General features: G+C 61.8%; 23 protein-coding genes. 14 read left to right on the top strand and 9 right to left on the bottom strand.

The features are described from left to right. Nucleotides 1-189: 189 nt before the first annotated feature. Both ACVWXC_RS04695 and ACVWXC_RS04690 read left to right on the top strand, forming a co-directional pair. Complete coding sequence (locus tag ACVWXC_RS04695; RefSeq protein WP_457391385.1) at nucleotides 190-777, top strand: DUF3177 family protein; 588 nt, start codon at nucleotides 190-192, stop codon at nucleotides 775-777. Continuing rightward, nucleotides 774-1088: a DUF7734 family protein gene (locus tag ACVWXC_RS04690; protein WP_011430936.1), complete on the top strand. Its 315-nt coding sequence runs from the start codon at nucleotides 774-776 to the stop codon at nucleotides 1086-1088. The genes ACVWXC_RS04695 and ACVWXC_RS04690 overlap by 4 nt, the downstream gene beginning before the upstream one ends. A 13-nt stretch (nucleotides 1089-1101) precedes the next feature. On the opposite strand, the gene gpmI is transcribed toward ACVWXC_RS04690, so the two are convergent. The 4 genes from gpmI to mnmE all read right to left on the bottom strand — a co-directional run bounded on the left by gpmI (nucleotide 1102) and on the right by mnmE (nucleotide 5467). Beyond that, nucleotides 1102-2694 (bottom strand): 2,3-bisphosphoglycerate-independent phosphoglycerate mutase, encoded by a 1593-nt coding sequence (gene gpmI / locus ACVWXC_RS04685; protein WP_457391388.1) that lies wholly within the window; start codon nucleotides 2692-2694, stop codon nucleotides 1102-1104. A gap of 207 nt (nucleotides 2695-2901) precedes the next feature. Further along, nucleotides 2902-3426 (bottom strand): tetratricopeptide repeat protein, encoded by a 525-nt coding sequence (locus ACVWXC_RS04680; protein ID WP_011430938.1) that lies wholly within the window; start codon nucleotides 3424-3426, stop codon nucleotides 2902-2904. A gap of 42 nt (nucleotides 3427-3468) precedes the next feature. Next, complete coding sequence (gene dps / locus ACVWXC_RS04675; RefSeq protein ID WP_011430939.1) at nucleotides 3469-3969, bottom strand: DNA starvation/stationary phase protection protein Dps; 501 nt, start codon at nucleotides 3967-3969, stop codon at nucleotides 3469-3471. A gap of 118 nt (nucleotides 3970-4087) precedes the next feature. After that, entirely contained in the window at nucleotides 4088-5467 is a 1380-nt protein-coding gene (gene mnmE, locus ACVWXC_RS04670) for a tRNA uridine-5-carboxymethylaminomethyl(34) synthesis GTPase MnmE (protein ID WP_414388963.1), read from the bottom strand. A 189-nt stretch (nucleotides 5468-5656) separates the two neighbouring features. On the opposite strand from mnmE, the gene glgP reads away from it, so the two are divergent. The 4 genes from glgP (at nucleotide 5657) to ACVWXC_RS04650 (ending at nucleotide 10809) form a co-directional block, all read left to right on the top strand. After that, nucleotides 5657-8257 (top strand): alpha-glucan family phosphorylase, encoded by a 2601-nt coding sequence (gene glgP, locus ACVWXC_RS04665; protein WP_457391390.1) that lies wholly within the window; start codon nucleotides 5657-5659, stop codon nucleotides 8255-8257. Between the two features lie 161 nt (nucleotides 8258-8418). Beyond that, a complete protein-coding gene (locus tag ACVWXC_RS04660; RefSeq protein WP_011430942.1) occupies nucleotides 8419-9480 on the top strand; it encodes a tetratricopeptide repeat protein in 1062 nt (353 codons plus the stop codon). Nucleotides 9481-9597: 117 nt separating this feature from the next. Then, the gene (ilvN, locus tag ACVWXC_RS04655) at nucleotides 9598-10122 is read left to right on the top strand and encodes an acetolactate synthase small subunit (RefSeq protein ID WP_011430944.1); all 525 of its coding nucleotides are present in this window, start codon (nucleotides 9598-9600) and stop codon (nucleotides 10120-10122) included. A 45-nt stretch (nucleotides 10123-10167) separates the two neighbouring features. Further along, nucleotides 10168-10809: a hypothetical protein gene (locus ACVWXC_RS04650; RefSeq protein WP_414348416.1), complete on the top strand. Its 642-nt coding sequence runs from the start codon at nucleotides 10168-10170 to the stop codon at nucleotides 10807-10809. Between the two features lie 188 nt (nucleotides 10810-10997). Here ACVWXC_RS04650 and ACVWXC_RS04645 read toward each other — a convergent pair whose 3' ends face one another. Continuing rightward, nucleotides 10998-11744, bottom strand: a complete 747-nt coding sequence (locus ACVWXC_RS04645) for a DUF3120 domain-containing protein (RefSeq protein WP_457391393.1) — start codon at nucleotides 11742-11744, stop codon at nucleotides 10998-11000. Between the two features lie 138 nt (nucleotides 11745-11882). Between ACVWXC_RS04645 and ACVWXC_RS04640 the strand changes: the two genes are divergently transcribed. Further along, a complete protein-coding gene (locus ACVWXC_RS04640) occupies nucleotides 11883-12929 on the top strand; it encodes a glucokinase (RefSeq protein ID WP_011430947.1) in 1047 nt (348 codons plus the stop codon). An 85-nt stretch (nucleotides 12930-13014) separates the two neighbouring features. Here ACVWXC_RS04640 and ACVWXC_RS04635 read toward each other — a convergent pair whose 3' ends face one another. Further along, the gene (locus ACVWXC_RS04635; protein ID WP_011430949.1) at nucleotides 13015-13590 is read right to left on the bottom strand and encodes an NUDIX hydrolase; all 576 of its coding nucleotides are present in this window, start codon (nucleotides 13588-13590) and stop codon (nucleotides 13015-13017) included. A 407-nt stretch (nucleotides 13591-13997) separates the two neighbouring features. On the opposite strand from ACVWXC_RS04635, the gene trpE reads away from it, so the two are divergent. The 4 genes from trpE (at nucleotide 13998) to ACVWXC_RS04615 (ending at nucleotide 18067) form a co-directional block, all read left to right on the top strand. Then, complete coding sequence (gene trpE / locus ACVWXC_RS04630) at nucleotides 13998-15494, top strand: anthranilate synthase component I (protein WP_011430950.1); 1497 nt, start codon at nucleotides 13998-14000, stop codon at nucleotides 15492-15494. Nucleotides 15495-15500: 6 nt separating this feature from the next. Beyond that, nucleotides 15501-16307: a phytanoyl-CoA dioxygenase family protein gene (locus tag ACVWXC_RS04625; RefSeq protein WP_099812963.1), complete on the top strand. Its 807-nt coding sequence runs from the start codon at nucleotides 15501-15503 to the stop codon at nucleotides 16305-16307. Nucleotides 16308-16390: 83 nt separating this feature from the next. Next, nucleotides 16391-17455, top strand: a complete 1065-nt coding sequence (chlG, locus tag ACVWXC_RS04620; RefSeq protein ID WP_071813560.1) for a chlorophyll synthase ChlG — start codon at nucleotides 16391-16393, stop codon at nucleotides 17453-17455. Between the two features lie 156 nt (nucleotides 17456-17611). Further along, nucleotides 17612-18067, top strand: a complete 456-nt coding sequence (locus tag ACVWXC_RS04615; RefSeq protein ID WP_011430954.1) for a hypothetical protein — start codon at nucleotides 17612-17614, stop codon at nucleotides 18065-18067. A gap of 22 nt (nucleotides 18068-18089) precedes the next feature. Here ACVWXC_RS04615 and ACVWXC_RS04610 read toward each other — a convergent pair whose 3' ends face one another. From ACVWXC_RS04610 to ACVWXC_RS04600, 3 genes are all read right to left on the bottom strand, one after another. Continuing rightward, complete coding sequence (locus tag ACVWXC_RS04610) at nucleotides 18090-19472, bottom strand: MFS transporter (RefSeq protein ID WP_011430955.1); 1383 nt, start codon at nucleotides 19470-19472, stop codon at nucleotides 18090-18092. An 83-nt stretch (nucleotides 19473-19555) separates the two neighbouring features. Next, complete coding sequence (locus ACVWXC_RS04605; protein ID WP_041438484.1) at nucleotides 19556-20968, bottom strand: aspartate ammonia-lyase; 1413 nt, start codon at nucleotides 20966-20968, stop codon at nucleotides 19556-19558. 9 nt (nucleotides 20969-20977) lie between these two features. Further along, nucleotides 20978-21244 (bottom strand): hypothetical protein, encoded by a 267-nt coding sequence (locus ACVWXC_RS04600; protein ID WP_011430957.1) that lies wholly within the window; start codon nucleotides 21242-21244, stop codon nucleotides 20978-20980. A 323-nt stretch (nucleotides 21245-21567) separates the two neighbouring features. Between ACVWXC_RS04600 and infC the strand changes: the two genes are divergently transcribed. From infC to ACVWXC_RS04585, 3 genes are all read left to right on the top strand, one after another. Then, nucleotides 21568-22098, top strand: coding sequence for a translation initiation factor IF-3 (infC, locus tag ACVWXC_RS04595; protein ID WP_041438488.1), 531 nt, complete (start codon nucleotides 21568-21570; stop codon nucleotides 22096-22098). Nucleotides 22099-22113: 15 nt separating this feature from the next. After that, complete coding sequence (bcp, locus tag ACVWXC_RS04590) at nucleotides 22114-22578, top strand: thioredoxin-dependent thiol peroxidase (RefSeq protein WP_457391398.1); 465 nt, start codon at nucleotides 22114-22116, stop codon at nucleotides 22576-22578. Nucleotides 22579-22704: 126 nt separating this feature from the next. Next, nucleotides 22705-24636, top strand: coding sequence for a serine/threonine-protein kinase (locus ACVWXC_RS04585; RefSeq protein WP_414401724.1), 1932 nt, complete (start codon nucleotides 22705-22707; stop codon nucleotides 24634-24636). Nucleotides 24637-24672 lie beyond the last annotated feature (36 nt).

Genomic DNA, 24672 nt, shown 5'->3' with positions numbered 1-24672 from the left:
CTAAGAATTTACCACCTTCGTGGATCGGCAACGGCAAAAATGGAAAACTTTCTGAAAGACCGCGGATGTAAAGTTTTGCCTGGGGTGGCTGAGAAGCTGCAATCTTCTGTTACCTCCTGTTGTTTTGAGGTGGATCCCGCCGATTCTGTTGCTCTATATACTATGGGGCAGTGAGAAGAAAGGGCGAGGATGATCCCAGTGAGTTGGCTGGTCAAGGCGATCTGGGTGGACTACAGCTTGGCTGTAGCGCTGACGGTGGTGCTGCCGTTGGCTCTCCTAATTTGGGCCTTTGCGGTGGGGTTGCGTCCTCTGATTCAGCTCTTGATCGTCTACTGGCGGGTATCCAGCCTATTGGCGGTGACGGTGTATTTGATGATCGGCGGTCTGCCCATCAGTTTCTTGAGCGGGGCGATGGCGCGGCTGTTGATCCCAATGGGTCTGTGGTTCTGGCGGGATTGGAGCACCGCCCTCGAGCAGTCGAGAAGCTGGGCAGCGCGGGCTTTCTTGCTCTGGCGGTGGATCCTGACTGGCTATATGGGGGTCGGGTTCTTCTTTTCAGGAGCCTTTGTGCCCTGCGCCTTCCAGGCTTCTTTGTCGCTGCAGTGTCGAGCCTGGTTTGAGCCGCCGCTGGGCTTTCGGGAGATCTTCCATCCCAATGTACCCCCCGAGCTGCTCGGGAGCCTAGGGGCCTGGGGCTTGGTAGTTTACCTACTCTACAGCGTCTATTTCGTTTGGCGGCTGCGGCCCCCTACCGAGAAAAGGGAGTTGGCAGCATGAGCGCCCTGCCCTGGCCGCTGGCTCTAGAGCGCTACAGCCAAGCCCACCCCCAGGAGGTGCTGCGGGTAGAGGTGGAAAGCGAGGGGGAAACGGATTTGGTGCTCATCTACCGCGGCTATAGCAGCTCCCTGCGCCGGCCCACTCCCCCCGATCCAGAGGTGCCGGTGATCCCTCCTCAGGCTCGCTTCTTACAGTTAGAGCGCCTTAGTGCCCCTTATCACCCTGAGCACTCCCAGGTTTTAGCTCTCTACCGCAGCTGGGAGGAGGTGAGGGCTTGGCTAATCCAAGAAGGGATCCCAGTAGCCGAGTAAGGGAGGGCGGGTTTTAGCGCCCCACAGGCGCCGGCTGCCGCTGCAGGATGGTGTATTCTGCCGGCTGCAGAAGAGATTGCCCTGTCATCTCGGGGGGCTGAGGCAGGCCTAGGATCTCGAGCAGGGTGGGGCCGACATCGGCCAGGGTGCCGCCAGAGCGCAGCTTGACATCGCCACCGCGACCAGGGATCTTGCGCCTTTCCCCCTCCACCAGGATGCAGGGCACGGGGTTGGTGGTGTGGGCCGTCCAAGGGTTGCCCTGCTCGTCCCACATCAGCTCCGCATTGCCGTGATCCGCCACGATTAAGGTGGTTCCCCCCACGTCCACCACCGCCGCCAGCAGACGGCTCAGGCAGCGATCCACCGTCTCCAGCGCCCGCACCGTGGCCTTGAAGTTGCCGGTGTGGCCCACCATGTCGGGGTTGGCGTAGTTGAGCACCACCAGGCTGTATTCGCGGCGGGCGATAGCTTCGATGGCTTTGTCGGTCACCTCCACCGCTGACATCTCCGGCATTTGGTCGTAGGTGGCCACCAGCGGGCTTTGCACCAAGATGCGATCTTCGCCGGGAAAGGGCTGCTCAATGCCGCCGTTAAAAAAGTAGGTGACGTGGGCGTACTTTTCCGTCTCGGCAATGCGCAATTGCTTGAGGCCGGCCTCGCTCACCACTTGGCCCAGCAGGTGATCCAGGTTCTGCGGCTTAAAAAGCACCTGCACCGGCAAGGTCGGATCGTACTGGGTCATGGTGATGAAGGTGAGATCCGGAATCAGACGGCGCTGAAAACCGGAAAAGTCGGGACAGACAAAAGCTTGGGTAAGCTGGCGGGCGCGATCCGGGCGGAAATTGAAGAAGATGACCGCATCTCCCGACTGCACCGCCCCCGGAGCCAAGCGAGTGGGGGGAATAAACTCGTCGGTAATATCCTGGGCGTAAAAGTCTTCCATCACCTCGGCGGCGCTGCGGCCACAGCCAGGGCCGTCTTCCGTCAGGATCTCGTAGGCCTTCTGGGTGCGCTCCCAACGGCGATCCCGATCCATGGCGTAGTAGCGGCCGCTCAGGGTGGCGATGACGCCGCTGCCCAGCCATTGCAGCTCTTTTTCCAGAGCGGCCAGAACCCTGGCTCCATCGCGGGGCAAGGTATCGCGGCCATCGGTGATGGCGTGGACATAGGCAGGGATCCCCGCCTGGGCTGCCAGCTTCAGCAAGCCGTAGAGATGGTCGATGTGGGAGTGAACCCCCCCCTCAGAGCAGAGGCCAATGAAATGAAAACGGCCCCCCTGCTCCTTGAGCCGATGACAAACCTCCACCAAGAGGGGCTCGTGAAAAAGGGATCCCGTCTCGATGGCGTCGCTGATACGCACCAACTCCTGCGGCACCACCCGCCCCGCCCCCAGGGTCAGGTGGCCCACTTCTGAGTTGCCCATTTGCCCTGACGGCAGGCCCACGGCTCGCCCCGAAGCTTGCAGCAGGGTATGGGGGTAGGTAGCCCATAGGCTGTCCACGACAGGGGTTCGGGCGGCCAGCACCGCATTGCCCTCAGGGGCTTCGCGATAACCCCAGCCATCCAGGATTACCAGAACCACAGGTGCCACCGATTGTGCATCCATGAAATGGCCTCTCGTTTTTTAAGACATAATACCAGCCCAGGCAATACGATACCGAATCCTCCATTCCCTCTCAAGATTTCACCTTTCTTGTGAGGGGAAAAGAAGCAACTCCAATAGTCGGGATTGAGCAGCTACCGCCAATCGATAGGCGAGCTGCCATAAGTATTTATACATATCTGCGCAGACATCTACCCAGATAAAACACGGTCAGCCGCGGGGGCTGGGCCGCAAACGTTTGCGCAGGGACTCGGCGCGGCGCTTGGCAATGGCATTCTTCGGATCCAGTTGCAGCACCGTCTCGTAGGCCTCGAGGCCAGGGCCGTAGAGATTTTTCTTCTCGTAGGCATGGGCCAGATTGTTCCAAGCGGTTACATAGCCGGGATCCGCTGCCACCGCGTCTTTGTAGTAGCGGATGGCCAAGTCGTATTGCCCCTGGCTGAAGTAGGCAAAGCCGAGGGCGTTGCAGACGGGGGGAATGTTCTCCCCAGCCACCTCTAGAGCTTTTTTAAGCTGGACGATGGCCTGGTCGTAGAGGCGCTTTTGCAGATAGACGCTGCCCAACTCGTAGTGCTCCTGCGGGGATCCCTTGCCTTTGCTCAGGCGGGGCTGGAGCTGCCGGATGACTCTTTCCTGGGCCCGTATCCGCAGCACCTCGCGCAGGACGAAGTAGCCCACCACGCTGAGGATACCGGCCAAAGCCACCAGGTACAGGAGGGGAGCGTTGACGCCCATTTTGCCTATCCCGCTTGCCTCTTCAGATTTGCCTTGCCAGCGTTACGCCTGCAGGTGAGCCTCGATCAACCAAAGATCTTTGTCGATCTGGCGCGAGATCTCGGTAAACAGGTCGGCGGTATCGGCGTCCCCCAGTTCGGTACTGCGGTCGATGTTGCGGCGCACCGAAGCGGCATACTGGCCGTAGCGGGCCGCCAAAGCCTGCAGGTGAGCCCGGCCGTCTTCAGCCGTCAGGTCGTACTCCGGCAAGGCTGAGGTTTGGGCGACGATGCGGGCCGTGCCGCGGGCAATGCCCCCCAAAGCTGTAACCCGCTCCGCCAGCATGTCCACGTAGTTCTCCAGAGTGCCGGCAAAGGTGTCGAACATCTCGTGCAGGGCGATGAAGTTCATGCCTTTGACGTTCCAGTGGGCCTGCTTCACCTGAGTTTTCAAATCCAGCGTGTCCGCCAAGGACTGGTTGAGCAGCTCCACCAGTTGCGCGCGGGCCTCCGCCGGCAAGTCGATCTGGGTGGGGTAGAGACGGGTTTTTGCGGCGGTAACCATAGCCAACCTCCTAAGTTGTGTTTCCATTATCTGGGATCCGCCTCGGCTCTGGGGCCTGCTGATTCCCGACTGAGTCCATACTAACACAAACTCGGAATGAGTATGAGTTAGCAAGCGCTTACTTGCCGATGCAGAAGCGGCTGAAGATCTGATCCAGCACCGCTTCGGAGATCTCCTCGCCGGTGATTTGGCCAAGGGCGTGCAGGGCGCCGCGCAGGTCGATGGTCCAAAAATCGAGGGGGAGCTGCGCCTGCATAGCCTGAACGACTTGTTCCAGGCTGGCTTGGGCCTGGCGGAGGGCGGCGGCCTGGCGTTGGTTGAGGCTCACCTCCAGGTTGGGCTGGGGCCGCCCCTGAGTCACAAGCTGCTCCAAGGCCTCTTCCAGCTCCGGGATCCCTTGGCCTTGGGCGGCGACGGCGGGGACGCGGTAGGCGATCTCGGGCGGGAGGCGGATCTTGTCGGCGGGGGCGAGGTCGGTTTTGTTGATCACCAGGATGAGGGGGCGGTGGCGGATGGACGCGTAGATGGCGGCGTCGGCATCCGTCCAGCCGGCCTGGGCGTCGATGACCAGCACCAGCACATCGGCAGCTTGAGCCAGCCGTTGGGAGCGCTCCACCCCTAGCCGTTCCACCGGATCGTCGGTGGCGCGAATGCCGGCGGTATCCAAAAGCTGGACAGGCATCCCTCTGACCACCAACTGGGATTCCACCACGTCGCGGGTGGTGCCGGGCAGGTCGGTGACGATGGCGCGATCCTGGCCTGACCAGGCGTTGAGCAGGCTGGACTTGCCCACATTGGGCCGCCCGACGATGGCCACCTTGACCCCGGTGCGCAGCAATTGCCCCCGCTCGGCGGTGGCCAGCAGGGCCTGCATCTGGGCCTGGATGGCTTGCAGCCGGGCCTGCCAAGCGGGGACGTCCAGGGGGGGCAGATCCTCTTCAAAGTCGAGGCGGGCTTCGATCTCGGCCAATAAACCCAGCAGCTCCTGGCGCAGGGCGCGGATGGACTGCCCCAACTTGCCCTGCAGCCCCGCCAGGGCCATTTGGGCCGCCTGCGGGGAGCGGGCCGCCACCAGATCGGCCACGCTTTCGGCCTGGGTGAGGTCGATGCGGCCGTTCAAGAAAGCGCGCAGGCTGAACTCCCCCGGCTGCGCCAGCCGTGCCCCCTGGCGCAGGCACTGCTGCAGCGTGGCCTGAACCACCATGATGCCGCCGTGGCAGTGCAGCTCCACTACGTCCTCGCGGGTGTAGGAGCGGGGAGCCTGCATCCAGACGGCCAGGGCCTCGTCCAACCGCCGGCCCTTCTCGTCGTGGATCCAGCCGTAGAGGAGGCGATGGCTTTCCCAGACTGCGTTGCGGCGGGCGGGAGTAAAGATAGCCTGGGCAATGGCCAAAGCCCGCGAACCGGAGAGGCGTACAATGCCAATGCTGCCCTGTTCGGGCACCACTGCCGTGGCAATGGCAGCAATGGTATCGGCCAGGGGCGCAGTCAGATCCATCCTCGACAAAGCCCGGCTTGAATTGTCGCAACTGTTGGATTCCCCATCGGCTTTCCCCGATCCCCTGCAGAGGTCTCTTGCGCCTATTGGCGCGCCTCCCCGAAGTCGGAAAAAGCTATAAAAAGCCGTGCGACCCGGTGAAGGCCGGGGTAGCCTGACAGTGGCAACTCACGCTCGTCCCGGATACTTATGAAGCCGTTACGCACGTTCAAGGTCACTCCCTACCTGCCGGCTGCTCTGGAAAGTCTGCGCTTGTTGGCCTATAACCTGCATTTTAGTTGGAACGTGGAAACCCGCAGCCTGTTTCGGCGCATGGATCCAGATCTGTGGGATGCCTGTGGCCACAATCCGGTGGCTTTGTTGGGGCAGATTCGGCAGGAGCGGCTGGACGAGCTGGCGGAGGATCCTGGTTTTTTGGCCCACCTGGAGCGGGCCAGCCAACAGCTCCAGAGCTACCTGCAGGAAGACACCTGGTATCGCAAGTATCGCTCGGCCCAAGCGGTGGAAGGGGAGTGCTACGCCTATTTTTCAGCCGAGTTTGGTCTGGCAGATTGTTTGCCCCTCTACTCAGGAGGCCTGGGGGTCTTGGCCGGGGATCACCTCAAGGCGGCCAGCGACCTGGGCCTGCCGCTGGTGGGGGTGGGCCTGCTCTACCAGAAGGGGTATTTTCGCCAGTACCTCAACCCCGACGGCTGGCAGCAGGAGCGCTATCCCGTTAACGATTTTTTCAATATGCCCCTGGAGCTGCAAAGAGATGCGGAGGGCCGCGAGATTCGCATCGAGGTGGACTACCCCAAACGCAAGGTGTTTGCCCGCATTTGGAAGGCGATGGTGGGGCGGGTGCCCCTCTACCTGCTGGACACCAACATCGAGCCCAACAGCCAGTACGACCAGGACATCACCGATGAGCTGTACGGCGGCGACCAGGATGTGCGCATCCACCAGGAGATCATGTTGGGGATCGGCGGCGTGCGGGCTTTGCGCGCCCTCGGCATCCATCCCACCGTCTACCACATGAACGAGGGGCACTCGGCTTTTTTGGCGGTGGAGCGCATCCGCCTGTTGATGGTGGAGCAGGGGTTGAGCTTTGAAGAAGCCTGGCAGGTGGCCAAGTCCAGCCAGATGTTTACCACCCACACGCCGGTACCTGCCGGGATCGACCTGTTCCCGCCCGACAAAATCGACTACTACCTCGGCTTCTACTACAGCCAGATGGGCCTGAGCCGGGAGCGCTTTTTGGCCCTGGGCCGCGAAAACACCGGCGACTTTCAATCCCCCTTCAGCATGGCAGTGCTGGCCATCAACATGGCCTCTTTTGTGAACGGTGTGAGCAAGCTGCATGGGGCGGTTTCCCGCAAGATGTTCAGCCGCCTCTGGCCCGAGATCCCGCTGGAGGAAGTGCCGATTACCTCCATCACCAACGGGGTGCATGCCCGCACCTGGGTGGGGGAAGAGAACCAAGCCCTCTACGACCGCTACCTGGGGCCGGATTGGGCAGAGGCTCCTCCTTCGGATCCCCTGTGGCAGAAAGTGGATCGGATTCCGGATGGGGAATTGTGGCGGGCCCACGAGCGCAGCCGCTCCCGCCTGATTAACTTTACCCGCGAGCGCTTGATGGAACAGCTCCAGAAACGGGCTGCCTCAGCGGCTGAGATCCAACGGGCCTCTGAGGCCCTCAACCCGGAGGTGCTTACCATTGGGTTTGCCCGCCGCTTTGCCACCTACAAGCGGGCCACCCTCTTGTTTCACAACCTGGAACGGCTCAAAGCCTTGCTCAACCATCCCCGCTACCCGATGCAGTTTATCTTTGCCGGCAAAGCCCACCCCCGCGACAACCCCGGCAAGGAGCTGATCCGGCAAATTGTGCAAGTGTCGCGCCAGCCGGAGTTTCGCCAGCGGCTGGTGTTTATCGAAGACTACGACATGTACATCACCAGCCTGCTGGTAGCCGGGGTGGATGTGTGGCTAAACACCCCCCTGCGCCCCCGCGAGGCCAGCGGCACCAGTGGCATGAAGGCGGCGGCCAACGGCGGACAGAACCTGAGCATTTTGGATGGCTGGTGGGATGAGGCCGATTACTACCAGACCGGCTGGCCCATTGGCCGCGGCGAGGAATACGAGGATCGCGCCTACCAAGACGAGGTGGAGTCCAACGCCCTCTACGACCTGCTGGAACAGGAGGTTGCCCCTCTGTTTTACCAGCGCGGTAGCGATGGCCTGCCCCACGCCTGGATTCGGCGCATGAAGCAGGCCATTCAGCTCAACTGCCCCCGCTTTAGCACCCAGCGCATGGTACTGGAGTATGCCGAGCGGGCCTACATTCCCCTCAGCAACTACTTCGACCGCATGCGCCGCGATAACTTCGAGTCGGCTCGCCAGTTTACCCGCTGGCGCAGCCATCTGCAGGAGAACTGGTACAACATTCGGGTTGTCAATGTCCAGGTCGAACCCCCCAAGAAAGCTTCCGCCGCCGGCCTCCCCTCGGCGCAAAACGACCAAGTGGTGATGGCCCGCGATCCCCTCACGGTGACCGTTGAGGTGCGGCTGGGATCCCTGCAACCCCAGGATGTCATCGTCCAGGCCTACCAGGGGCCGGTGGACGACAACGGCCAGATCCGGAACGGCCAAGCAACCCCCCTGCGCTACGTGGAGACGGTGGAGGATCGGGCCATCTTCTCCGGCCAGATTCGCTACGAGGCCAGCGGCTTGCAGGGGCTGGCCATCCGCCTGCTGCCCTTTCATCCTGACATGCACGATCCCTATGAGCTGCGGCTGATGCTCTGGGCCTAGAATGTCCGTTCCACCCAAAAGGGAGAAGGAAGGGGAACAGCAGGGATCCCCTTCCTATGCGGATCCAGCCTGAACAAGAGAGACTCCCCAAATTCGTGCGGATGGGTGTTTCTCGCTGCCCAATCAGGCAGAATCAGAGAAACCAGCTCCGGGTTGATGCCATGCTCAAAGCCCACGACTCGGCCGGTTTGCGCCTGTTGCTCGCGGCTGCCCTGCTGTTGGGGGGCTTGGCCAGTTGGCGGCAGGATCGCCTCTCGGCAGTGATGGGTCTGGCCAGTGCGGCAGCCATTTCAGCCTTCACCCGCCCCGCCATCTTGGCTTACAACCGGGGTCGCGAACGGTGGCTGAACCGGGATCTGATAGGGGCTGTCGAGCAGCTCAACCTGGCGCTGCAGCAGGATCCCTGTCTGACCAACGCCCACCTTCTGCGCGGCCAGGTTTACCTCGAACTCGGCCAACTTCCCCAGGCGCTGGCGGACTTCGACCAAGCCACCCGGTTGGCCCCGCGCCGGCCAGAGTCCTATCTCTACCGCGGCCTCCTTCTTCAGTTGCAGGGGGATTTGCAGGGGGCAATAGCCGAGCTTGCCGAGGTAGTACGCCGGCATCCCAGCGCCCCCCACCACCTCCGCTTGGCCAACCTGCTCAGGCAACAGGGATCCCTGCCTTCAGCTCTAGCTCACCTGGACGAGGCCATTTGTCGGGATCCCACCTCGGCGCCTGCCTATGCCTGCCGCGCTACGGTGTACGGCTACCTGGGAGAATGGGAGGCGGCTGTGGCCGATTGGTCCCAGGCCATCCGCTGGGATCCCTGTCCGGCCCACCACTATGGGCGGGGCGTTGCCTATGCTTGGGCCGATTGCTATGACGAGGCCATTGCCGACCTCAGCCGCAGCCTCGAGGCAGAACCCTGCCAACCCCACGTTCTCTACATCAGGGGCAATCTTCTCTACGAGCTGGGGGAGATCAAAGCTGCCCTCGACGATTACGACCAGGCCTTTCGCTTGGAAGCCGACGGCAACCTCGGGGATCCCACCGACGAGTACGGCTTGTACGGTCGGGGGCTGGCTTACGGAAATATGGGAGATAGGGCAACGGCTATTTCCAGTTGGCAAGCCGCTTTGCAGGTCAGCCGCCAACACCACAACCTAGTTTTGCAGGAACAGGCGCATCGATCTTTGCGGCAGCTCCAGGATTTGGACGGAGATCCCGGAGCCTTTGGCTAGCGAGGTCGAAGGGATCCCCTCAGAACATTGCCGCGAAACTGGCGTAAAATTTGCTTATCGCCATCTCAATTCCCCTGATCTGCAGTTGGATTTTTCCCACCTCCTTCTGTGGCTGCCGTGAAACACACCCTCAGCGCTCTTGTGCAGGATCAGCCCGGGGTCTTAACCCGCATCGCCGGCATGTTTGCCCGCCGGGGCTTCAACATCGACAGCCTCACCGTTGGCCCCACCGAGCGGCCTGGCATCTCCCGCATCACCATGGTGGTGCAGGGGGATGAGCACGATGTGGAGCAGATGACCAAGCAGCTCTACAAGCTGATCGACGTGCTGAAAGTAACCGACATTACCCATGTCCCCTGTGTAGAACGGGAGCTGATGCTCGTCAAGGTCAACGCCAGCATCGAAACTCGCTCGGCCATCATGGACGTGGCGCAGATGTTCCGTGCCCGGATTGTGGATGTGGCGGAAGAGTCTTTAACTTTGGAAGTGACAGGGGATCCGGGCAAAATGGTGGCCATCATCAAGATGTTAACCAGCTTCGGCATTCGGGAGATTGCCCGCACCGGCCTGGTAGCTCTCACCCGCGAGTCGGGAGTCAATACCGAGTACTTGAAGCAGCACCCCACCGTGGCAGTCGTCTGAGGGGCTTGGCCACGATGCCAACAGAGATTGCTTAGGGAGGAGGCCATGGCAAAACCGGAGAGAAGCCGGCGCCATAGGGGGCAGGCCCTGCGCAATAGCCTGCGTTGCCTGATGAGCCTCCTGGCCATTGGGCTGTTGGGGTTACTGGGGGGCTGTGGCCCCCGACCTCCCAAGTCGGTTGTGCAGCAGGCTCTGGCCTACCAGATCTCCCACCCGGCTGAGCCGGTTGCCTCGCTGGTGGGCAGCGACCGCTTAGCAGGCCGTTTGGAAGTGCAGGATGTCCAAATTCGTCAGGATCGCCGTGAACCCCTGCTGTTGGCCTCAGGAGAGAAACTGGAAGGCCACCACCTCAGCGGCACCTATACCGTAATTGTCAAGCCACCGGGATCCCGCCGCCCCTACCGCCGCAAGGGGGATCCCTTCCAGCTCACCCTGGCCCACCAGAAGGCGCAAAGTTCCCCTTCCCCTGGGGGAGCGCAGCCCAAAACCCTGCCCGAACGGTGGCTACTGGCCCATCCCTCTCCCGATGCCAAGAGCTGGGAGGTCATCGACTTTTTCCCCCAGCCGGCACCGCTGCCGGAGCTGCCTCCTGCCGAACAGGCGTACCGACACCCGACTGACCTTGACGCTCTCCCCGCCCCTATAGCTGGCTTTCGCCCAGGGGTAAGCCAGAGAACTCTTTCCTAGGCTGGAGGACTGCTCCCACCGGAGAAGTCAGCTACCTTCCCTGGGGAGGAAGAGATCCTTCGCGGCTACCTGGCCACAACAAAGCGCTACGTAGAAACTCCAAACAACGGTAGGCAGTCTCCTCTGCAGACCTCAATGTTGTCCCTTGCGCCGCCATTTTCTGGGTCAGCACCGCAGAGGTGGTTGGCTCAGCGAAGCAAGGCCGCCCCCCCAAGAAAGAGCCCATCCACCAACAGGGTATTCAGCACTGCTCCCGCAAAGGCCCAATGGTGCAAGCGACGGGATCCCTGCACTCTCCACAATCCAACACCCAGCAACAGAAGGCCCAAGCCGATGCCCCAACCCAGGCCCCAGGGGGTAGCCATTTTGTCGAGGGCCGCCCTAAAAGGGACAACCGCCTGCTCCAACCGGTCAAACTGCATCGCCTGCCGCCACTCAGGCAGCAGCCCCACCGAGTGAATGTAGAGATCTGTAACCGCCGTACCCCACAGGGAGCCGAGATAAAACCAGGTACCGATGCGGGCAAACCGTCGCCGTGTCCCCCACCAGACAATCGGGATCCCCAAGGCTTCCACAGGCATGTGCCAAAGAGGCTCAAAGCGCAGCCATCCCCAATACAGGGATCCTGCCAGCCAAGTCAGCGTGAAGCCGTAGAGCAGATCCCCCCAGATGCGGGTGCGGGGCCGCGAGTAGAGCCGCCAGCTAAGGCCCAGCCAGCCTAGAGTCATCGCCAAGCTCAGCCAAGGGCTATAGCGCACCAGGGGCGCTGCCACAAAAACGGGTAGGCACACCAGCACAGCCGCCGCTCCCCCGATGGCGTGGTGAGAGGGAAACCGCCTTCGCAGAGAAGAACGGGGAATCTCCCGTCCGACTGGGCCCTGGGAGGCCAGGGAAGGCTCTTCTTGGAGAGGCGGCGAACAAGAGGTAGGAAACAAAACGCAATCTTAGAAACTTTTACATCAGTTAACATAGCATCTTCCCTGCCCTTTCCCGCCCCGGCCGAGAGGGGCCGGCGTTGCCAGGGTACTGCCGAAAATGTCAGGGTGAGAATAACGCGCTGCCCGGAAAACACTATGGAGTTGCTGTTGGCGGGAGATATCGGGGGCACCAAGACCAGCCTCAGCCTCTTCAATGCCCAAGATCCCGATCACAGCCTCTACCACTGCCGCTACGCCAGCCAGAGCTATCCCAACCTCACCCCGGTGGTGCTGGAGTTTCTGGCCCAGGCACGGCAGGAGCTGGGGCGAGATCCCCAACCGGTTGCCGCCTGCTTTGCTGTGGCCGGCCCCGTAGTGGAAGAAAAAAGCAGTCCAGGAGCCGGGGGACAGAGGGCCAAAATCACCAACCTGCCCTGGAGCCTGCACTCAAGCCAGTTGGCGGCGGAGCTGGGGATCCCCCGCCTAGCGTTGATCAACGACTTCAGCGCCGTAGGCTATGGGGTGCTGGCCCTGCGAGATCAGGATCTGGAAACGCTGCAGACAGGAGAGCGGCAGCCCCAGGCGCCCATCGGCGTCATCGGGGCGGGCACAGGGCTGGGGCAGGCCTACCTCACCTGGGGAGAAGGCGGCTACCAGGTTCATGCCAGCGAGGGGGGGCATGTGGATTTTTCTCCACGGACCCCTTTGGAATGGGAGCTGCTGCGGTATCTGCAACAACGACATGGGCGCGTCTCCACCGAGCGGGTGGTCTCGGGGCAGGGGATCGTGGCCATCTATCAATTTCTGCGGGATAGCCGCTGGGGCCAGGGAGAGGAGCAGTTGCTGGCCCAAATTGCCGCCTGGGAAAGGGGAGCCAGCCCCGTCGACCCAGCCGCCCAAATTGCCAATGCCGCCCTGGAGGGACGGGATCCCTTGGCGGTGGAGTGTTTGCGGCTGTTTACCAGCTTGTATGGGGCCGCTGTCGGCAATTTTGCCCTGCACCTGCTGCCCCGTGGGGGCCTGTTCATCGCCGGCGGGATCGCGCCCAAGCTCCTGCGCCTGTTGCGGGAGGGAGAGTTTTTGCCCTCCTTTTTGGATAAGGGACGGATGCGCACTCTGCTGGAGCAACTGTCAGTGCAGGTGGTGGTGAACGCCCAGGTGGGCTTGATAGGGGCTGCCCACTATGCCGCCACTTTGCTGTAGAGGTTAAGCCTGTTGGCGGCAGGGATCCCCCGCTCCCTTCTCCCAGGGGGAGAGGGGGGCTGGGCAAGGCGCAGGATGGCCATGCCTAGGGCTTGTTCCTGCTCGCAAAGGCCGCATTTTCCGCTGCCAAAAACAACTGGGCCCGCCAAAAGCAGGTGATGGATTTGCTGTCGAAATCCAGGCCAAAACGGGCCATTTCTGTCAGTTCGGCAGGCGAAAGCTCCACCACCGCAATGTCTTCATCTTCATCCTTGGCCGGTGGAGCATCCAGCACTTCCAGATCCCGCGCCAGGTAGGCGTACATGATCTCGCTGGAATAGCCGGGGCACAGATAAAATTGGCCGAGGGGATCCCAGCGGTGGGCGCGCAGGCCGGTTTCTTCTTCCAGCTCGCGGCGAATGGTTTCATCAGGATGTTCCCCTGGCTCGACGGTACCGGCGGGAAACTCGTAGAGGTAGGCGGCGACGGCAAAGCGATATTGGCGAATGCAGACGAACTTGCCTTCGGCAGTGACCGGCACGGCCACCACGCCGCCGGGGTGGAGGAGGTACTCCCGCTCCCCTTCGGTGCCGTTGGGAAAGCGCAAGCGCTGGCTGACAAAGGTGTACTTGTGGCCTTGAAAGCGCAGGCGCTCGCGAAGGATCTGCGATGGGGTGTGCATGGCAAGGTTGCTCAGAGAAAGGCCCCCCTCAGCTTAATCGGTGGCGGTGCTGTTGGAGCATGACTCTAGTCAATAATAAGCTCAACTATACTGAAAATAATGTATAATATGTTCAGTACGGATTACTACCAGTTGATCTTTCTGTTTACTTTCGAGTCTGCCAACATGGTAGCCAAAGCAAAGCAGAAAATTGGTAGTAAGACGACACGGAAACTGCGCTTTGGGTATTCTACTCAAAGCTTTGCGGGATACCGCCATTCTGTTTGGACTCCGTCCCGCTAACGCGAATGGAAACAAGCAGAATGCTATCGCTGCATAGTTGAACAGTGATGTTCAGCAGTGTTCAGCGTAAATGTATCAGCTCCCCCCTTAAGGTAAAGTCAGAGGGGCAAGCGAAGGTGCAGGCCATGATCTCCCCTTCTCTGAAGGAGTTCCTCGCCCTCAGCCAACAGGGCAATTTCATCCCGGTCTACCAAGAATGGGTGGCGGACTTGGAAACGCCTGTCTCTGCCTGGTACCGGGTCTGTGCCGGGCGGCCCTACAACTTTCTGCTGGAATCGGTGGAGGGAGGGGAACAGGTGGCCCGCTACAGCTTCCTCGGCTGCGACCCTTTGTGGGTTTTGCAGGTGCGCGGGGATCAGGCCTTGCAGATCCACCGCGATGGGCATCGAGAGCAGCACCAAGGGGATCCCTTTGCCGTTTTGGCCCGCTGCCTGCAGCCCTATGAGCCGGTGCACCTGCCGGAGTTGCCCAGCAGCATCGGCGGGCTCTTTGGCTACTGGGGCTATGAGCTGATTCGCTGGATCGAGCCCAAGGTGCCCATTCACCCCCTGCAGCCGGGGGATCCCCCCGACGCTATCCTCATGCAGGTGGACAGCATCCTGATCTTCGACCAGGTCAAGCGCAAGATCTGGGTGGTGGCCTTTGCCGACACACGCCAGCAGCCGGCGGAGCAGGCCTACGCCCAAGCCTGCCGGCGGGTGGAACAGTTGGTGCAACAGCTCAGCGCCCCCCTTTCTCTTGCCCACCTCAGCCTCGACTGGAAGCCGCAACTGCCCGATGCCATTCCCCCCAGCACCCTCAGCCGCGCCGCCTACTGCCAGGCGGTGGAGCAGGCCAAAGCCTACATCCGGGCTGGCGAGATCTTTCAGGTGGTGCTCTCGCAGCGCTTCACCACCCCTTTTGCTGGAGATCCTTTCCGGCTCTACCGCTCCCTGCGGCTGATTAACCCCTCCCCCTACATGGCGTTTTTCCAGTTTGGCGATCTCTGCCTTGTCGGCTCCAGCCCAGAAGTGATGGTCAAGCTCACTCGGATAGGGGAAGAGCGCATCGCCACCGTGCGTCCCATCGCCGGCACCCGCCCCCGCGGCGCCACCCCCGCCCAAGACCGCCAGTTGGAGCAGGAGCTGTTGGCGGATCCCAAGGAGCGGGCAGAGCATGTGATGCTGGTGGACTTGGCCCGCAACGACCTGGGTCGGGTCTGCCGCCTGGGATCCGTGCAGGTGGACGACCTGATGCAGATCGAGCGCTACAGCCACGTGATGCACATCGTCAGCAATGTGGTGGGGCAGTTGGATCCCCGCTACAGCGCCTGGGATCTGCTGCGGGCCACCTTTCCTGCCGGCACGGTTACTGGCGCTCCCAAGATCCGCGCCATGCAGATTATCCACGAGCTGGAAGGGTGTCGCCGCGGCCCCTACGCCGGCGCCTATGGCTACTACGACTTTGCCGGCCAACTGAACACCGCCATCACCATCCGCACCCTGCTGGTTCAGGGGGACCAGGTGAGCATCCAAGCCGGGGCGGGCATCGTGGCCGACTCGGATCCGGAGCGGGAGTACCAAGAATGCCTGAACAAAGCGCGGGGCATGCTCATGGCAGTGGCCAGCTTGCAGAAGGAGTAAAGGCTCGTGTTAGCCCAGGTGCACTTTAGCCATGCCGAGCGGGAGCGCCGGCAGCCGGATCCAGAGACCGTAGAGCAGGCGTTTCACCTGTTTTCCACCGAGGGCTACCTGGTGCTGCCGGAGATCTTCCCCACGGCGCTCATCGACAAGCTACACAGTAGCTTTCTGACCACCTACAGCCGCTACTGCACCCACGAAAACCACCCCGACGCCCTGTTGGTGGGCAATCGACGAGTGATGGTGACGGTGCGCCTGGAGGGGCCCTTTAACGATCCCCTGCTCTATGCCCATCCCTTAATCCTGCCTATCTTGCAGCGAATCTTGGGATCAAGCCTGATCCTGAGCGGGCTGGGGGTGGTAGTTTCTCTGCCGGGATCCGCCGACCAACAGGTTCACCGGGATCTCTCCCACCTCTTCGGCGACGCAATTCTAGATGCCATCGTCCCCTGCTATGCCCTGAATTTGCTTATCCCGCTGGTGGAGGTCAACGAAGAGAACGGCATGACCCGCCTCTGGCCTGGCAGCCACGCTGTTTTCGAGGCCCACTACACCGAGCTGGCCCGGCAGATGCCCTTTGTCGATCCGCCGCTGGCCAAGGGATCCTGCCTGCTGTTCGACTACCGCTTGATTCACCTGGGCCGGGCCAATCGTTCTGCTGCTCCCCGGCCCCTCCTCTACAACACTTACAGCCGACCTTGGTTCCGGGATCCCGTCAACTATACCCGACAGCCCCCCCTGGTGATCCCGGCAGCCGAGAAAGAGCGGATCCCGGCCCAGCACCACTCCCTATTCGTGGCAGCGCAGATTGTGTAGAGGAAAGTTTTGAGGAATGTGGGAAGATGCCTCAGAATGGGGGTGGGTATCCCCGTTGTTGAAGTTTGATTGCGCACCCCACCATGAGCGAAAGCACCTCTCAAGAGCCATCTTGGGCGCCGACGGCAGACGAAATGGCCCCTGCTGTGGGTCCTGGCGCAGAAACCGCCCCGGCTCCTGAAGCCGACAAGGGATCCGCCGCCCGGCGTGTCCGCCAACTCTTGGGCATGAAAGGGGCAGAGGTGGAGTCTCGCTCCGTTTGGCAAGTCCACCTGCAACTGATGAAGCCCGTGACCTGGATCCCGCTGGTGTGGGGCCTGATTCCGGGAGCGGCCTCCTCCGGCCACTTCACCTGGACTTGGGAAAACGTGGCCCTCATCTTGGTGGGCATGATCCTGGCCGGCCCCTTGATGACGGGCTACACCCAGACCCTGAACGAATACTACGACCGCGACATCGACGCCATCAACGAGCCCTATCGCCCCATCCCTTCCGGGGCCATCTCCCTGCGGCGGGTGGTCATCCAAATCTGGGTGCTGCTGATCCTGGGGCTGGCGTTGGCCTATGCCCTGGATTGGTACACCGGCCACGACTTTCCGGTGATCACCTGCATTGCCCTGGCGGGAGCCCTAATTGCCTACATCTACTCGGCGCCGCCCCTGAAACTAAAGCGCAACGGCTGGCTGGGGAACTACGCCCTGGGGGCCAGCTACATCGCCCTGCCCTGGTGGACGGGACATGCCCTCTTTGGCGAGCTGAACTGGACAATCTGCATTCTGACCCTGATCTACAGCTTGGCCGGCCTGGGGATCGCCGTGGTCAACGATTTCAAAAGCATGGAGGGGGATAGACAATTTGGCCTCGCCTCCTTGCCGGTGATGTTTGGGGCGATGGGGGCGGCCTGGATCGCGGCGCTGATGATCGACCTGTTTCAGTTCGGCATGGCCTCGTTTTTGCTGGGAGCTGGCCTAAAGCTCTACGCCGCAATTTTGGTGCTGCTGATTATCCCGCAGATCACCTTCCAAGACATGTACCTGCTGCGGGATCCCCTCAACAACGACGTCAAATACCAGGCCAGCGCTCAGCCTTTTCTGGTGTTGGGCATGCTGGTGGTGGGGCTGGCGCTGGGCCGCTTGGGGCTGGGGTAGTCGAGCCGAGGCCAAAGTGCCCATCCTGGCAACCGAGGTGACGGCTTCCGCCCTGGGGTGCTCCCTCTGCCTGGGCCAAGATCAAGTCAGGATCCCATCGGGGATGGCCGATGGATCCCAAAAAGTGGGATGGCCCTGGGCCAAAGGAGATATCCGATGAAGCTGTCTATTCCCCTCCAACTCAGCCTGAGCCTGGCTCTGCTCTTGGGGGCGGTCGTCCCTGCACAAGCCCAGCGGATCGTCATCGACGGGCGCGGGATCCTGGTCGAACCCAGCACCGGTGGCTCGGTCATCCTCAACCCCGACCAGCCGCTCTTGGCTCCGATCCCGCCTGGGGGAGTTCCTTTTTCCCTCGATGCAGAGGGCCAAGTGGTCTCTGCCCCTGGCTACCGCTGCAGCGCCGCCACCGCTGCCGACAACTCTCCCATCATCTGCCGCTCCCAGTTCAACCCCAACGACGTGGTGGTCTACGAGCGGGATGGCCGCTCCAACACCTTCTTCGTCAATACTGACAACCCTGTGATCCAGCCTTCCGGCAGCGGCCTGCGGATTCTGCCCAACTCCGAGCCGGTGCAGCCCTCCGGCAGTGGCTTGCGCATCATCCTCAACTGACAGACGGGAAGCGGCCCCCTGTCTAAGGGGATCCCTCAGGAGCAGCTCCCGCTCGTCTTGCCTCCAATTCCCTTAGGATCTGCCGGTGGCGCTGCCGGGTGATGGGGTACAGCCACACCAGCAGGATCCCACCGATTAAAGCCACTGCCGGCAGGGGGCCGATGGCGAGGCGGATGGCCAGCAAGGCCAATTCTGGCTGGAGGGGTGGGGCCTCTCCGGCCACCGAAGGGATAAAGCCGGCCCAATCCAGAGCTTGTCCCACGAAAAACAGCCCTAGCGCCAGGCCCACCTTTTGCAAGAACACCATGAAGGCATAGAAGATCCCTTCCCGCCGCTCCCCAGTGTGCAGCTCGTCCAGGTCGATGACATCCGGCAGCATTGACCAAGGGCCAAGATACACTGTGGCGGAAACCCCGATCCCTGCCAACAGGGCTAGTGCAATCATGAGCCGCTCCTGGCCGGCCTGCAGGAAAAATAGGCCCGCCTGCGAGATGAGCCAAAACCCCGCCCCGATCAGGTACATGGCGCGCTTGCCCAGCCGAGCGCTCAGGCATGTCCAGGCAAACAGGGTCAGCACGGCAACACTCTGAACCGCCAACACCACCAGAGAAATCCACACCTCGGGCAGGCCCATCCAGAAGACGATGAAATAGGGGATGATCGTGGCTGTGAACTGAAAGGCCAGCCAAGAACACAGGTAGATGCCGCTGACAAACAGGTAGGGGCGATTGCTGAAGGCCACCCGCAGTTGCTGCAGCAGAGGCAGCGGATCCCGTTGGGATTGAAAACGTTCTCGTACTCCCCAAAAGCAGAGCAGCAGGGGCACAGCCGAGATGGCCCCAAAACAAGCCCCCGCCAGCAGATGGCCGGCAGCCCGATCCGGCAGCAGGTTAAACAGCAGCGGAAAGGTAACCACGGCAACCATGCTACCCCCCACCGAGAAGGCAAAGCGAAATTGGTTGAGCCGGGTGCGCTCGTCGTAATCCTGGGTTAGCTCCGCCGTCAGGGAGGCGTAGGGGATGTTGGCGGCAGAATAAAAGGTGTTGAACAGCAGGGACACCGCCAGGTAGTAGGCGAAAAGGGGGCCCATCTGACCGGGAAAAGGGATCCACCACTGAGCTGCAAAAGTCAGGCCAAAGGGGATGGCCGAAAACAGCAGCCAGGGGCGGCGACGGCCCCAACGGCTGCGGGTGCGGTCGCTGAGGATGCCGATGATGGGATCGTTGACGGCATCCCAAAAGCGGGTGATGGCGTAGATGCTGCCGGCCAAGCCTGCCGCCATGCCGACGGTATTGGTGAGAAAGGGCAGCAGGAAAAAGATGAGGATATTGGCCGTCATGCCCGTGCCCAGATCCCCCACCCCATAGGCCAGCTTCGTCCGCAAGCTCAGTCGTTCTCCGGTCATGGCCTGCCTTGGCAAAGGAGAGTCTTACTTAGTCTAGGGGGAAGGGGCAGGCGAGAGGGCTAATTGCCCTTTTCGCGGAGGGGCTAAGAGCGCATCTGGCTCATCGCCTCCAGATTCAACGCCTTGGCCACCTGTTCCGGGCTCATCAAGTTGCGCTCCAACACGATCTGGCGGATGGGCTTGCCGGTTTCCAGGGAGATCTTAGCCACCTCTGCCGCCTGCAGGTAGCCAATGTAGGGATTGAGGGCAGTCACCAAAGCCAGCGTCCCCTCAGCATAGCTGCGGCAGCGATCCGCCTGGGCGGTGATGCCGCGGACGCAGCGCTCGGTAAAGACGCGCAGGCTGTTGTTGAGGATCTGCAAGCTATGCAGGAGGTTATAGGCAATCAGCGGCATCATCGCGTTGAGCTCAAATTGGCCTGCCTGGGCGGCGAGGAGAATGGCGGTGTCCAGGCCGATCACCTGAAAGCAGACCATGTTCAGCATCTCGGCCATCACCGGGTTGTACTTGCCGGGCATGATGGAGGAGCCGGGCTGTACCGGCGGCAGTTGGATCTCTTTGAGGCCAGTCTTGGGGCCGGAATCCATCAGGCGTAGGTCGTTGGCCATTTTGATGGCATCTTGGGCCAGGTTGCGCAGGGATCCCGACAGGTGCACAAAGGGGGCCATGCTCTGCATCGCCGCCATGGGATGGGGGGCCGGGGTAAGGGGCAACTGGGTGTACTCTGCCAGCCGTTGCACCACCTTTTGCCGGTACTGGGGATGGGTATTGAGGCCGGTGCCGACGGCGCTGCCCCCCAGCCCCAAGCTGCCCAGAGCCTGGCTGGCCTCCTCGATCCAGCGGCGGTGCTGGGCAAAGATGGCCGCATAGGCGCCGAAGCTATCTCCCAGCCTTATGGGGACAGCATCCTGCAAATGGGTGCGGCCCGCCTTGAGAATGCCGTGGAACTCCTGTGCTTTCTGCTCCAGCGCCGCCACCAGGTTGTCCAGCGTGCCCAAAAGATCCCGCCGCACCCGCAGCAGGGCCGCCAGGCGAATGGCGGTGGGGATGACGTCGTTGGTGGATTGGCCGTAGTTGACATGGTCGTTGGGGCTGACCCGCTCGTAGCGCCCCTTGGGCTCTCCCAGGATCTCCAGGGCGCGGTTGGCCAACACCTCATTGACGTTCATGTGGTGGGAGGTGCCCGCCCCGGCCTGGTACACATCCACCACAAACTGATCCCGCAGGGATCCCTGGAGGATCTCGTCTGCCGCTTGGACAATGGCCTTGGCCACGTCGGGGGGAATGCAGCCCAGCTCGCCGTTGACCTCCGCCGCCGCTTTTTTGATGAGCACGCAGGCCTCCACGTACTCCGGCAGCGGCTTGAGGCCGCTGATGGGAAAATTCTCCAGGGCGCGGGCGGTTTGGATGCCGTAGTACACCGACTGCGGCAGTTGCCGCTCCCCCATCGCGTCCCGCTCGCTGCGCACTTGCAGTGGGTCTGTCTCTGGAACCATGGCACAGCTCTAGCTGGCAGGTTTTTGGGAAGGTTCCTGTAGAGGTAGGGATCCCTTTTCCTGGAGAGCAGCCAACTGCTGGCTAATCCGCTCGTTGTTTTCCGCCAAGACGAGCACCATGGCCGCGCAGGCCAGATGAACTCCTGCCCGGAATTCGGCCGAGGCTTTGTACTGAGCCAGCGCCTCGCTATCTCCTTCTCGCGGGCTCAGGATCAGTTGCACCGACTTTTGGGCCAACTCTTTCAGTTCCCGTTCCGTTAAACCGAGCTGCACCACTTTTGCCCTCCCTGCTAACCGGAAAACAAGCCCCCCCCTGCCCTCTCACCGGCAGGAGCGCCACTTTGGTTATCCTACCGCGGTTGCTGCCCCAATCCAGCATCCTTCTTCCTTCCAGTGGGTCGGCGAACCCCTAGAAGAAAACAAAAAATGCCGGCTAGTATAGGTGCAGCATGCCTTGCCCTCCTGGCCGATAGACCACTTGGGGGTGCAAGTCCGTCGGCCAGCAACGGCGCAAAAGAGGCTGCTATTCTCTGAGTACTACCATCTAGGTTGTTGTTCACAGAGAGGAAAACTTGTCCGTAGAACGTCCACTTGACCGCTTGCCCCGCAAGCAGCGCGCAGAGCTGCCGGCCATCAACGAGCGCATCCGCTTCCCCAAAATTCGCCTCATCGACACCGATGGCACCCAGTTGGGGATCATGAGCCCGCGCGAAGCCCTGCGCCTGGCCGAAGAAAAAGATCTGGACTTGGTCTTGGTCAGCGACAAGGCGGATCCTCCCGTCTGCCGCATCATGGACTACGGCAAGTTCAAGTTTGAGAAGGAGAAAAAAGAACGGGAGGCCCGCAAAAAACAACACACCGCCGAGATCAAGGAAGTGAAGTTTCGCTACAACATCGGCGAGCACGACTACCACGTCCGCCTGCGCAGCGCTCAGCAGTTTTTGGGGGATGGAGACAAGGTAAAAGCCACGGTGATGTTTCGCGGTCGCGAGGCCCAGCACGCCGAGTTGGGGGAAGAGTTGCTGCAGCGCTTGTTCAAAGACCTAGAAGGCGTGGCGGAAATGCAGCAGCCCCCCCAAAAGGAAGGGCGAAACATCACGATGATCCTCTCCCCCAAAAAATCCACCTGAGGAGGGATCCCGTCTATGGCTCTTGCTGTTGGGGATCCGGCGCCGGAGTTTACCCTGCCCGATGCCGAGGGCAATTTGGTCAGCCTGAGCCAGCTCCGGAGCCGGCGGGTGGTGCTCTACTTCTACCCGCGGGACAACACTCCCGGCTGCACCCGAGAAGCCTGTGGCTTTCGCGATGCCTACGCCGAGTATCAGGCGCACGGGATCCACGTCTTGGGGGTGAGCGCCGACGACGCCCGTTCCCACCAAAAGTTTGCCCAAAAACTGCAGCTTCCCTTTCCGCTGCTGGTGGACGAGGGGGCCAAGGTGGCCAGCGCCTACGGCGTCTATGGCCCGAAAAAGTTCATGGGCAAAGTCTATAACGGCATTCACCGCACCACCTTTGTCATCGATCCGGAGGGGAAGATCGAGGCCATCATCACCAAGGTCAAGGTGGAGGCTCACGCGGCGGAGCTGCTCAAGCAGTTAACCGGCTCCTAAGCTCTCTGTTGGGGGGTGCAGGGGGAGCAGCCCTGTCGGCAAAGGTGCCTAGGTGTCCAGCGTTCCCGTGCCGAGATTAGGACAAGAAGAGAGCGGGCAGGGGATATAACGATACAAAGTGCCGGTATGGATTCCCCTGGGGCCGTGTCCCGACGCACCCGTACCACCAAGTCGATTCACGACAGCTACCAAATTTTGGGTTTGGCCGGCCAAGGGCAGTATGGGCGCGTGTTCTGTGCCCGGCCTCGCCACGGGGGGGATCTGGTGGCCCTCAAGGAGCTGCCGGCAGAGCGCTTTCCCACCCCCAACCTGCTGCGGGAGCTGCGCTACCTGCTGACATTGAACCACCCCAACATCACCCGCTGCTACGCCCTCGAACATGCCCGTGAGGGGCGCTATTTGGTGTTGGAGTACTGCGAAGGGGGCACGCTGCGGGAGCTGATCGACCAGGTGGAGCGGGGGCTGTGGCTGCCGGTCAAGCAGGTTTTGGGCTTTGTGGATCAGATCTTGGCCGGCTTGGATCATGCCCATCGACAGGGGGTAATCCACTGCGATGTCAAGCCAGAGAATATCTTGCTCAAGCCCACGCCCCAGGGTTGGCAACTGAAGCTGACGGACTTTGGCATCGCTCGTCACCCCCAGCCTGCTCCCGGCGAGATCTCTGCCACCGGCTCCCCCGCCTACATGGCGCCAGAGCGGTTCTACGGCCAGTTCAGCCCCGCTTCTGACCTCTACGCGGTGGGGATCATCCTCCTGGAGCTGTTGACGGGCCGGCGACCCTTTTCCGGCTCCCCCAGCCAGTTGATGCACGCCCACCTCAACCAGCCGTTTGTCTGTCCGGAAGGGATCCCGGCCCCGCTGCAGGAACTGCTGGAGATCACGTTGCGCAAGTTGCCCCTGCGGCGGTTTCGCACCGCGGCCCAGATGCGTTCGGCCCTGGCAACCTTTGCCCGGGAGTGGCAGGAGCCAGCCGGTTGTTGGGTCGGCCCTCGCCTGTCCAGGCGGTCACCTCCCGGCCTGCAGGTCTGGGATCTGCCGGATCCGGGTTTTGTTGGCGAGGGCGGGATGGAGTCCCTGCCTGAGCAAAAGTTCTGCATCTGTGAAGATCCGAGCGGCTCCCGATCCCCGCTGCTGCTGCGGGTAACCCCTCAGCGGCTGGAGTGGCTGGATCTGCAGACCCTTGCCTCAGGAGCGCCGCCTCTGGCCTGTTTCTCCTTGGCCGAACCGTTGCAGCAAGTGCTGCCCTTGCCGAGCTTCCCGGAGGCTTTGGCTTTTTCCAAAAGCAACCTTTTGCACCTGAGTCCCGCGCGCGTCCGTACCTTGCTGAGTTTTGCGGAGGATTGGCGAGCCACCTGGCTGGCGGAGCGGCAGGAGTTGGTCTGGGCCACTGCCAAAGAAATTGGGGCAGTGCAATGGCTGCCGGCTGGGCCAACCGTAGCTCAACCTTTTCCGGAGTTCCACTGCTACTTTCGCTGGCCTTGGCAGGTGCCAACGGGATCCCTGCTCCGCTTGCTGGCTCTCTCGGAGCATCTGGTGCTGTTGGCGGGATTGGGGCGGCAGTGGGTGGAAATGACTGTGTTGCCCTATCCGGCGGCCTGGCCTCCGCAGACGGGCTCCCAGCCGCTGCGCTATCGCCTACCCCTGGATCCCAGGGGGAGAGTGCTCAGCTTGGGGGAGCGGCTGCTTTTTGCCGGCGGGGATGGAGGAGGCCAGGGATGCTGCCCCCACCTTTGCTCGGTGCAGGTCAACCCGCTGCGGCTGCGCCGCTGGTTTTTGAAGGGGTGGCCCCTGCAAATGGCCAAGGCCCCTTGGGGCGTGCTGCTCCTGTGTCGCGAGGGGGAGGAGTTCTCTTCCCTCTGGCTGTATAGCGAGGGGGGGTATCCCTTGGCCCAGGTGGCCGTGCCCGTCGGATCCGAGGTGTTGCAGGTGGGGCAAAGGGGACTGGTCTGGCTGCAAGTGCCCAAGGCCGGGAAGCCGCAGCAATTTCAGCTTTGGCAGTTGGATCTCAACCAGTTGCCGGCGAATGGCCATGCCGCCGAGGGGGTTGCTTTGGGCTAGCGACGGGTTTTTTGCTTTTGAAATGGCCCTAGCTGA

The sequence above is a fragment of the Thermostichus sp. OS-CIW-20 genome (assembly GCF_054061455.1).
Note: the sequence above shows the minus strand (reverse complement) of the source record. Positions and strands in the feature narration are given on the sequence as shown.

Excerpts from the sequence above, each read along its gene's own strand:
- ACVWXC_RS04695 (WP_457391385.1), top strand. The coding sequence starts at position 190 with ATGATCCCAGTGAGTTGGCTGGTCAAGGCGATCTGGGTGGACTACAGC.
- ACVWXC_RS04690 (WP_011430936.1), top strand. The coding sequence starts at position 774 with ATGAGCGCCCTGCCCTGGCCGCTGGCTCTAGAGCGCTACAGCCAAGCC.
- gpmI (WP_457391388.1), bottom strand. The coding sequence starts at position 2,694 with ATGGATGCACAATCGGTGGCACCTGTGGTTCTGGTAATCCTGGATGGC.
- ACVWXC_RS04680 (WP_011430938.1), bottom strand. The coding sequence starts at position 3,426 with ATGGGCGTCAACGCTCCCCTCCTGTACCTGGTGGCTTTGGCCGGTATC.
- dps (WP_011430939.1), bottom strand. The coding sequence starts at position 3,969 with ATGGTTACCGCCGCAAAAACCCGTCTCTACCCCACCCAGATCGACTTG.
- mnmE (WP_414388963.1), bottom strand. The coding sequence starts at position 5,467 with ATGGATCTGACTGCGCCCCTGGCCGATACCATTGCTGCCATTGCCACG.
- glgP (WP_457391390.1), top strand. The coding sequence starts at position 5,657 with ATGAAGCCGTTACGCACGTTCAAGGTCACTCCCTACCTGCCGGCTGCT.
- ACVWXC_RS04660 (WP_011430942.1), top strand. The coding sequence starts at position 8,419 with ATGCTCAAAGCCCACGACTCGGCCGGTTTGCGCCTGTTGCTCGCGGCT.
- ACVWXC_RS04650 (WP_414348416.1), top strand. The coding sequence starts at position 10,168 with ATGGCAAAACCGGAGAGAAGCCGGCGCCATAGGGGGCAGGCCCTGCGC.
- ACVWXC_RS04640 (WP_011430947.1), top strand. The coding sequence starts at position 11,883 with ATGGAGTTGCTGTTGGCGGGAGATATCGGGGGCACCAAGACCAGCCTC.
- ACVWXC_RS04635 (WP_011430949.1), bottom strand. The coding sequence starts at position 13,590 with ATGCACACCCCATCGCAGATCCTTCGCGAGCGCCTGCGCTTTCAAGGC.
- trpE (WP_011430950.1), top strand. The coding sequence starts at position 13,998 with ATGATCTCCCCTTCTCTGAAGGAGTTCCTCGCCCTCAGCCAACAGGGC.
- chlG (WP_071813560.1), top strand. The coding sequence starts at position 16,391 with ATGAGCGAAAGCACCTCTCAAGAGCCATCTTGGGCGCCGACGGCAGAC.
- ACVWXC_RS04615 (WP_011430954.1), top strand. The coding sequence starts at position 17,612 with ATGAAGCTGTCTATTCCCCTCCAACTCAGCCTGAGCCTGGCTCTGCTC.
- ACVWXC_RS04610 (WP_011430955.1), bottom strand. The coding sequence starts at position 19,472 with ATGACCGGAGAACGACTGAGCTTGCGGACGAAGCTGGCCTATGGGGTG.
- ACVWXC_RS04605 (WP_041438484.1), bottom strand. The coding sequence starts at position 20,968 with ATGGTTCCAGAGACAGACCCACTGCAAGTGCGCAGCGAGCGGGACGCG.
- bcp (WP_457391398.1), top strand. The coding sequence starts at position 22,114 with ATGGCTCTTGCTGTTGGGGATCCGGCGCCGGAGTTTACCCTGCCCGAT.
- ACVWXC_RS04585 (WP_414401724.1), top strand. The coding sequence starts at position 22,705 with ATGGATTCCCCTGGGGCCGTGTCCCGACGCACCCGTACCACCAAGTCG.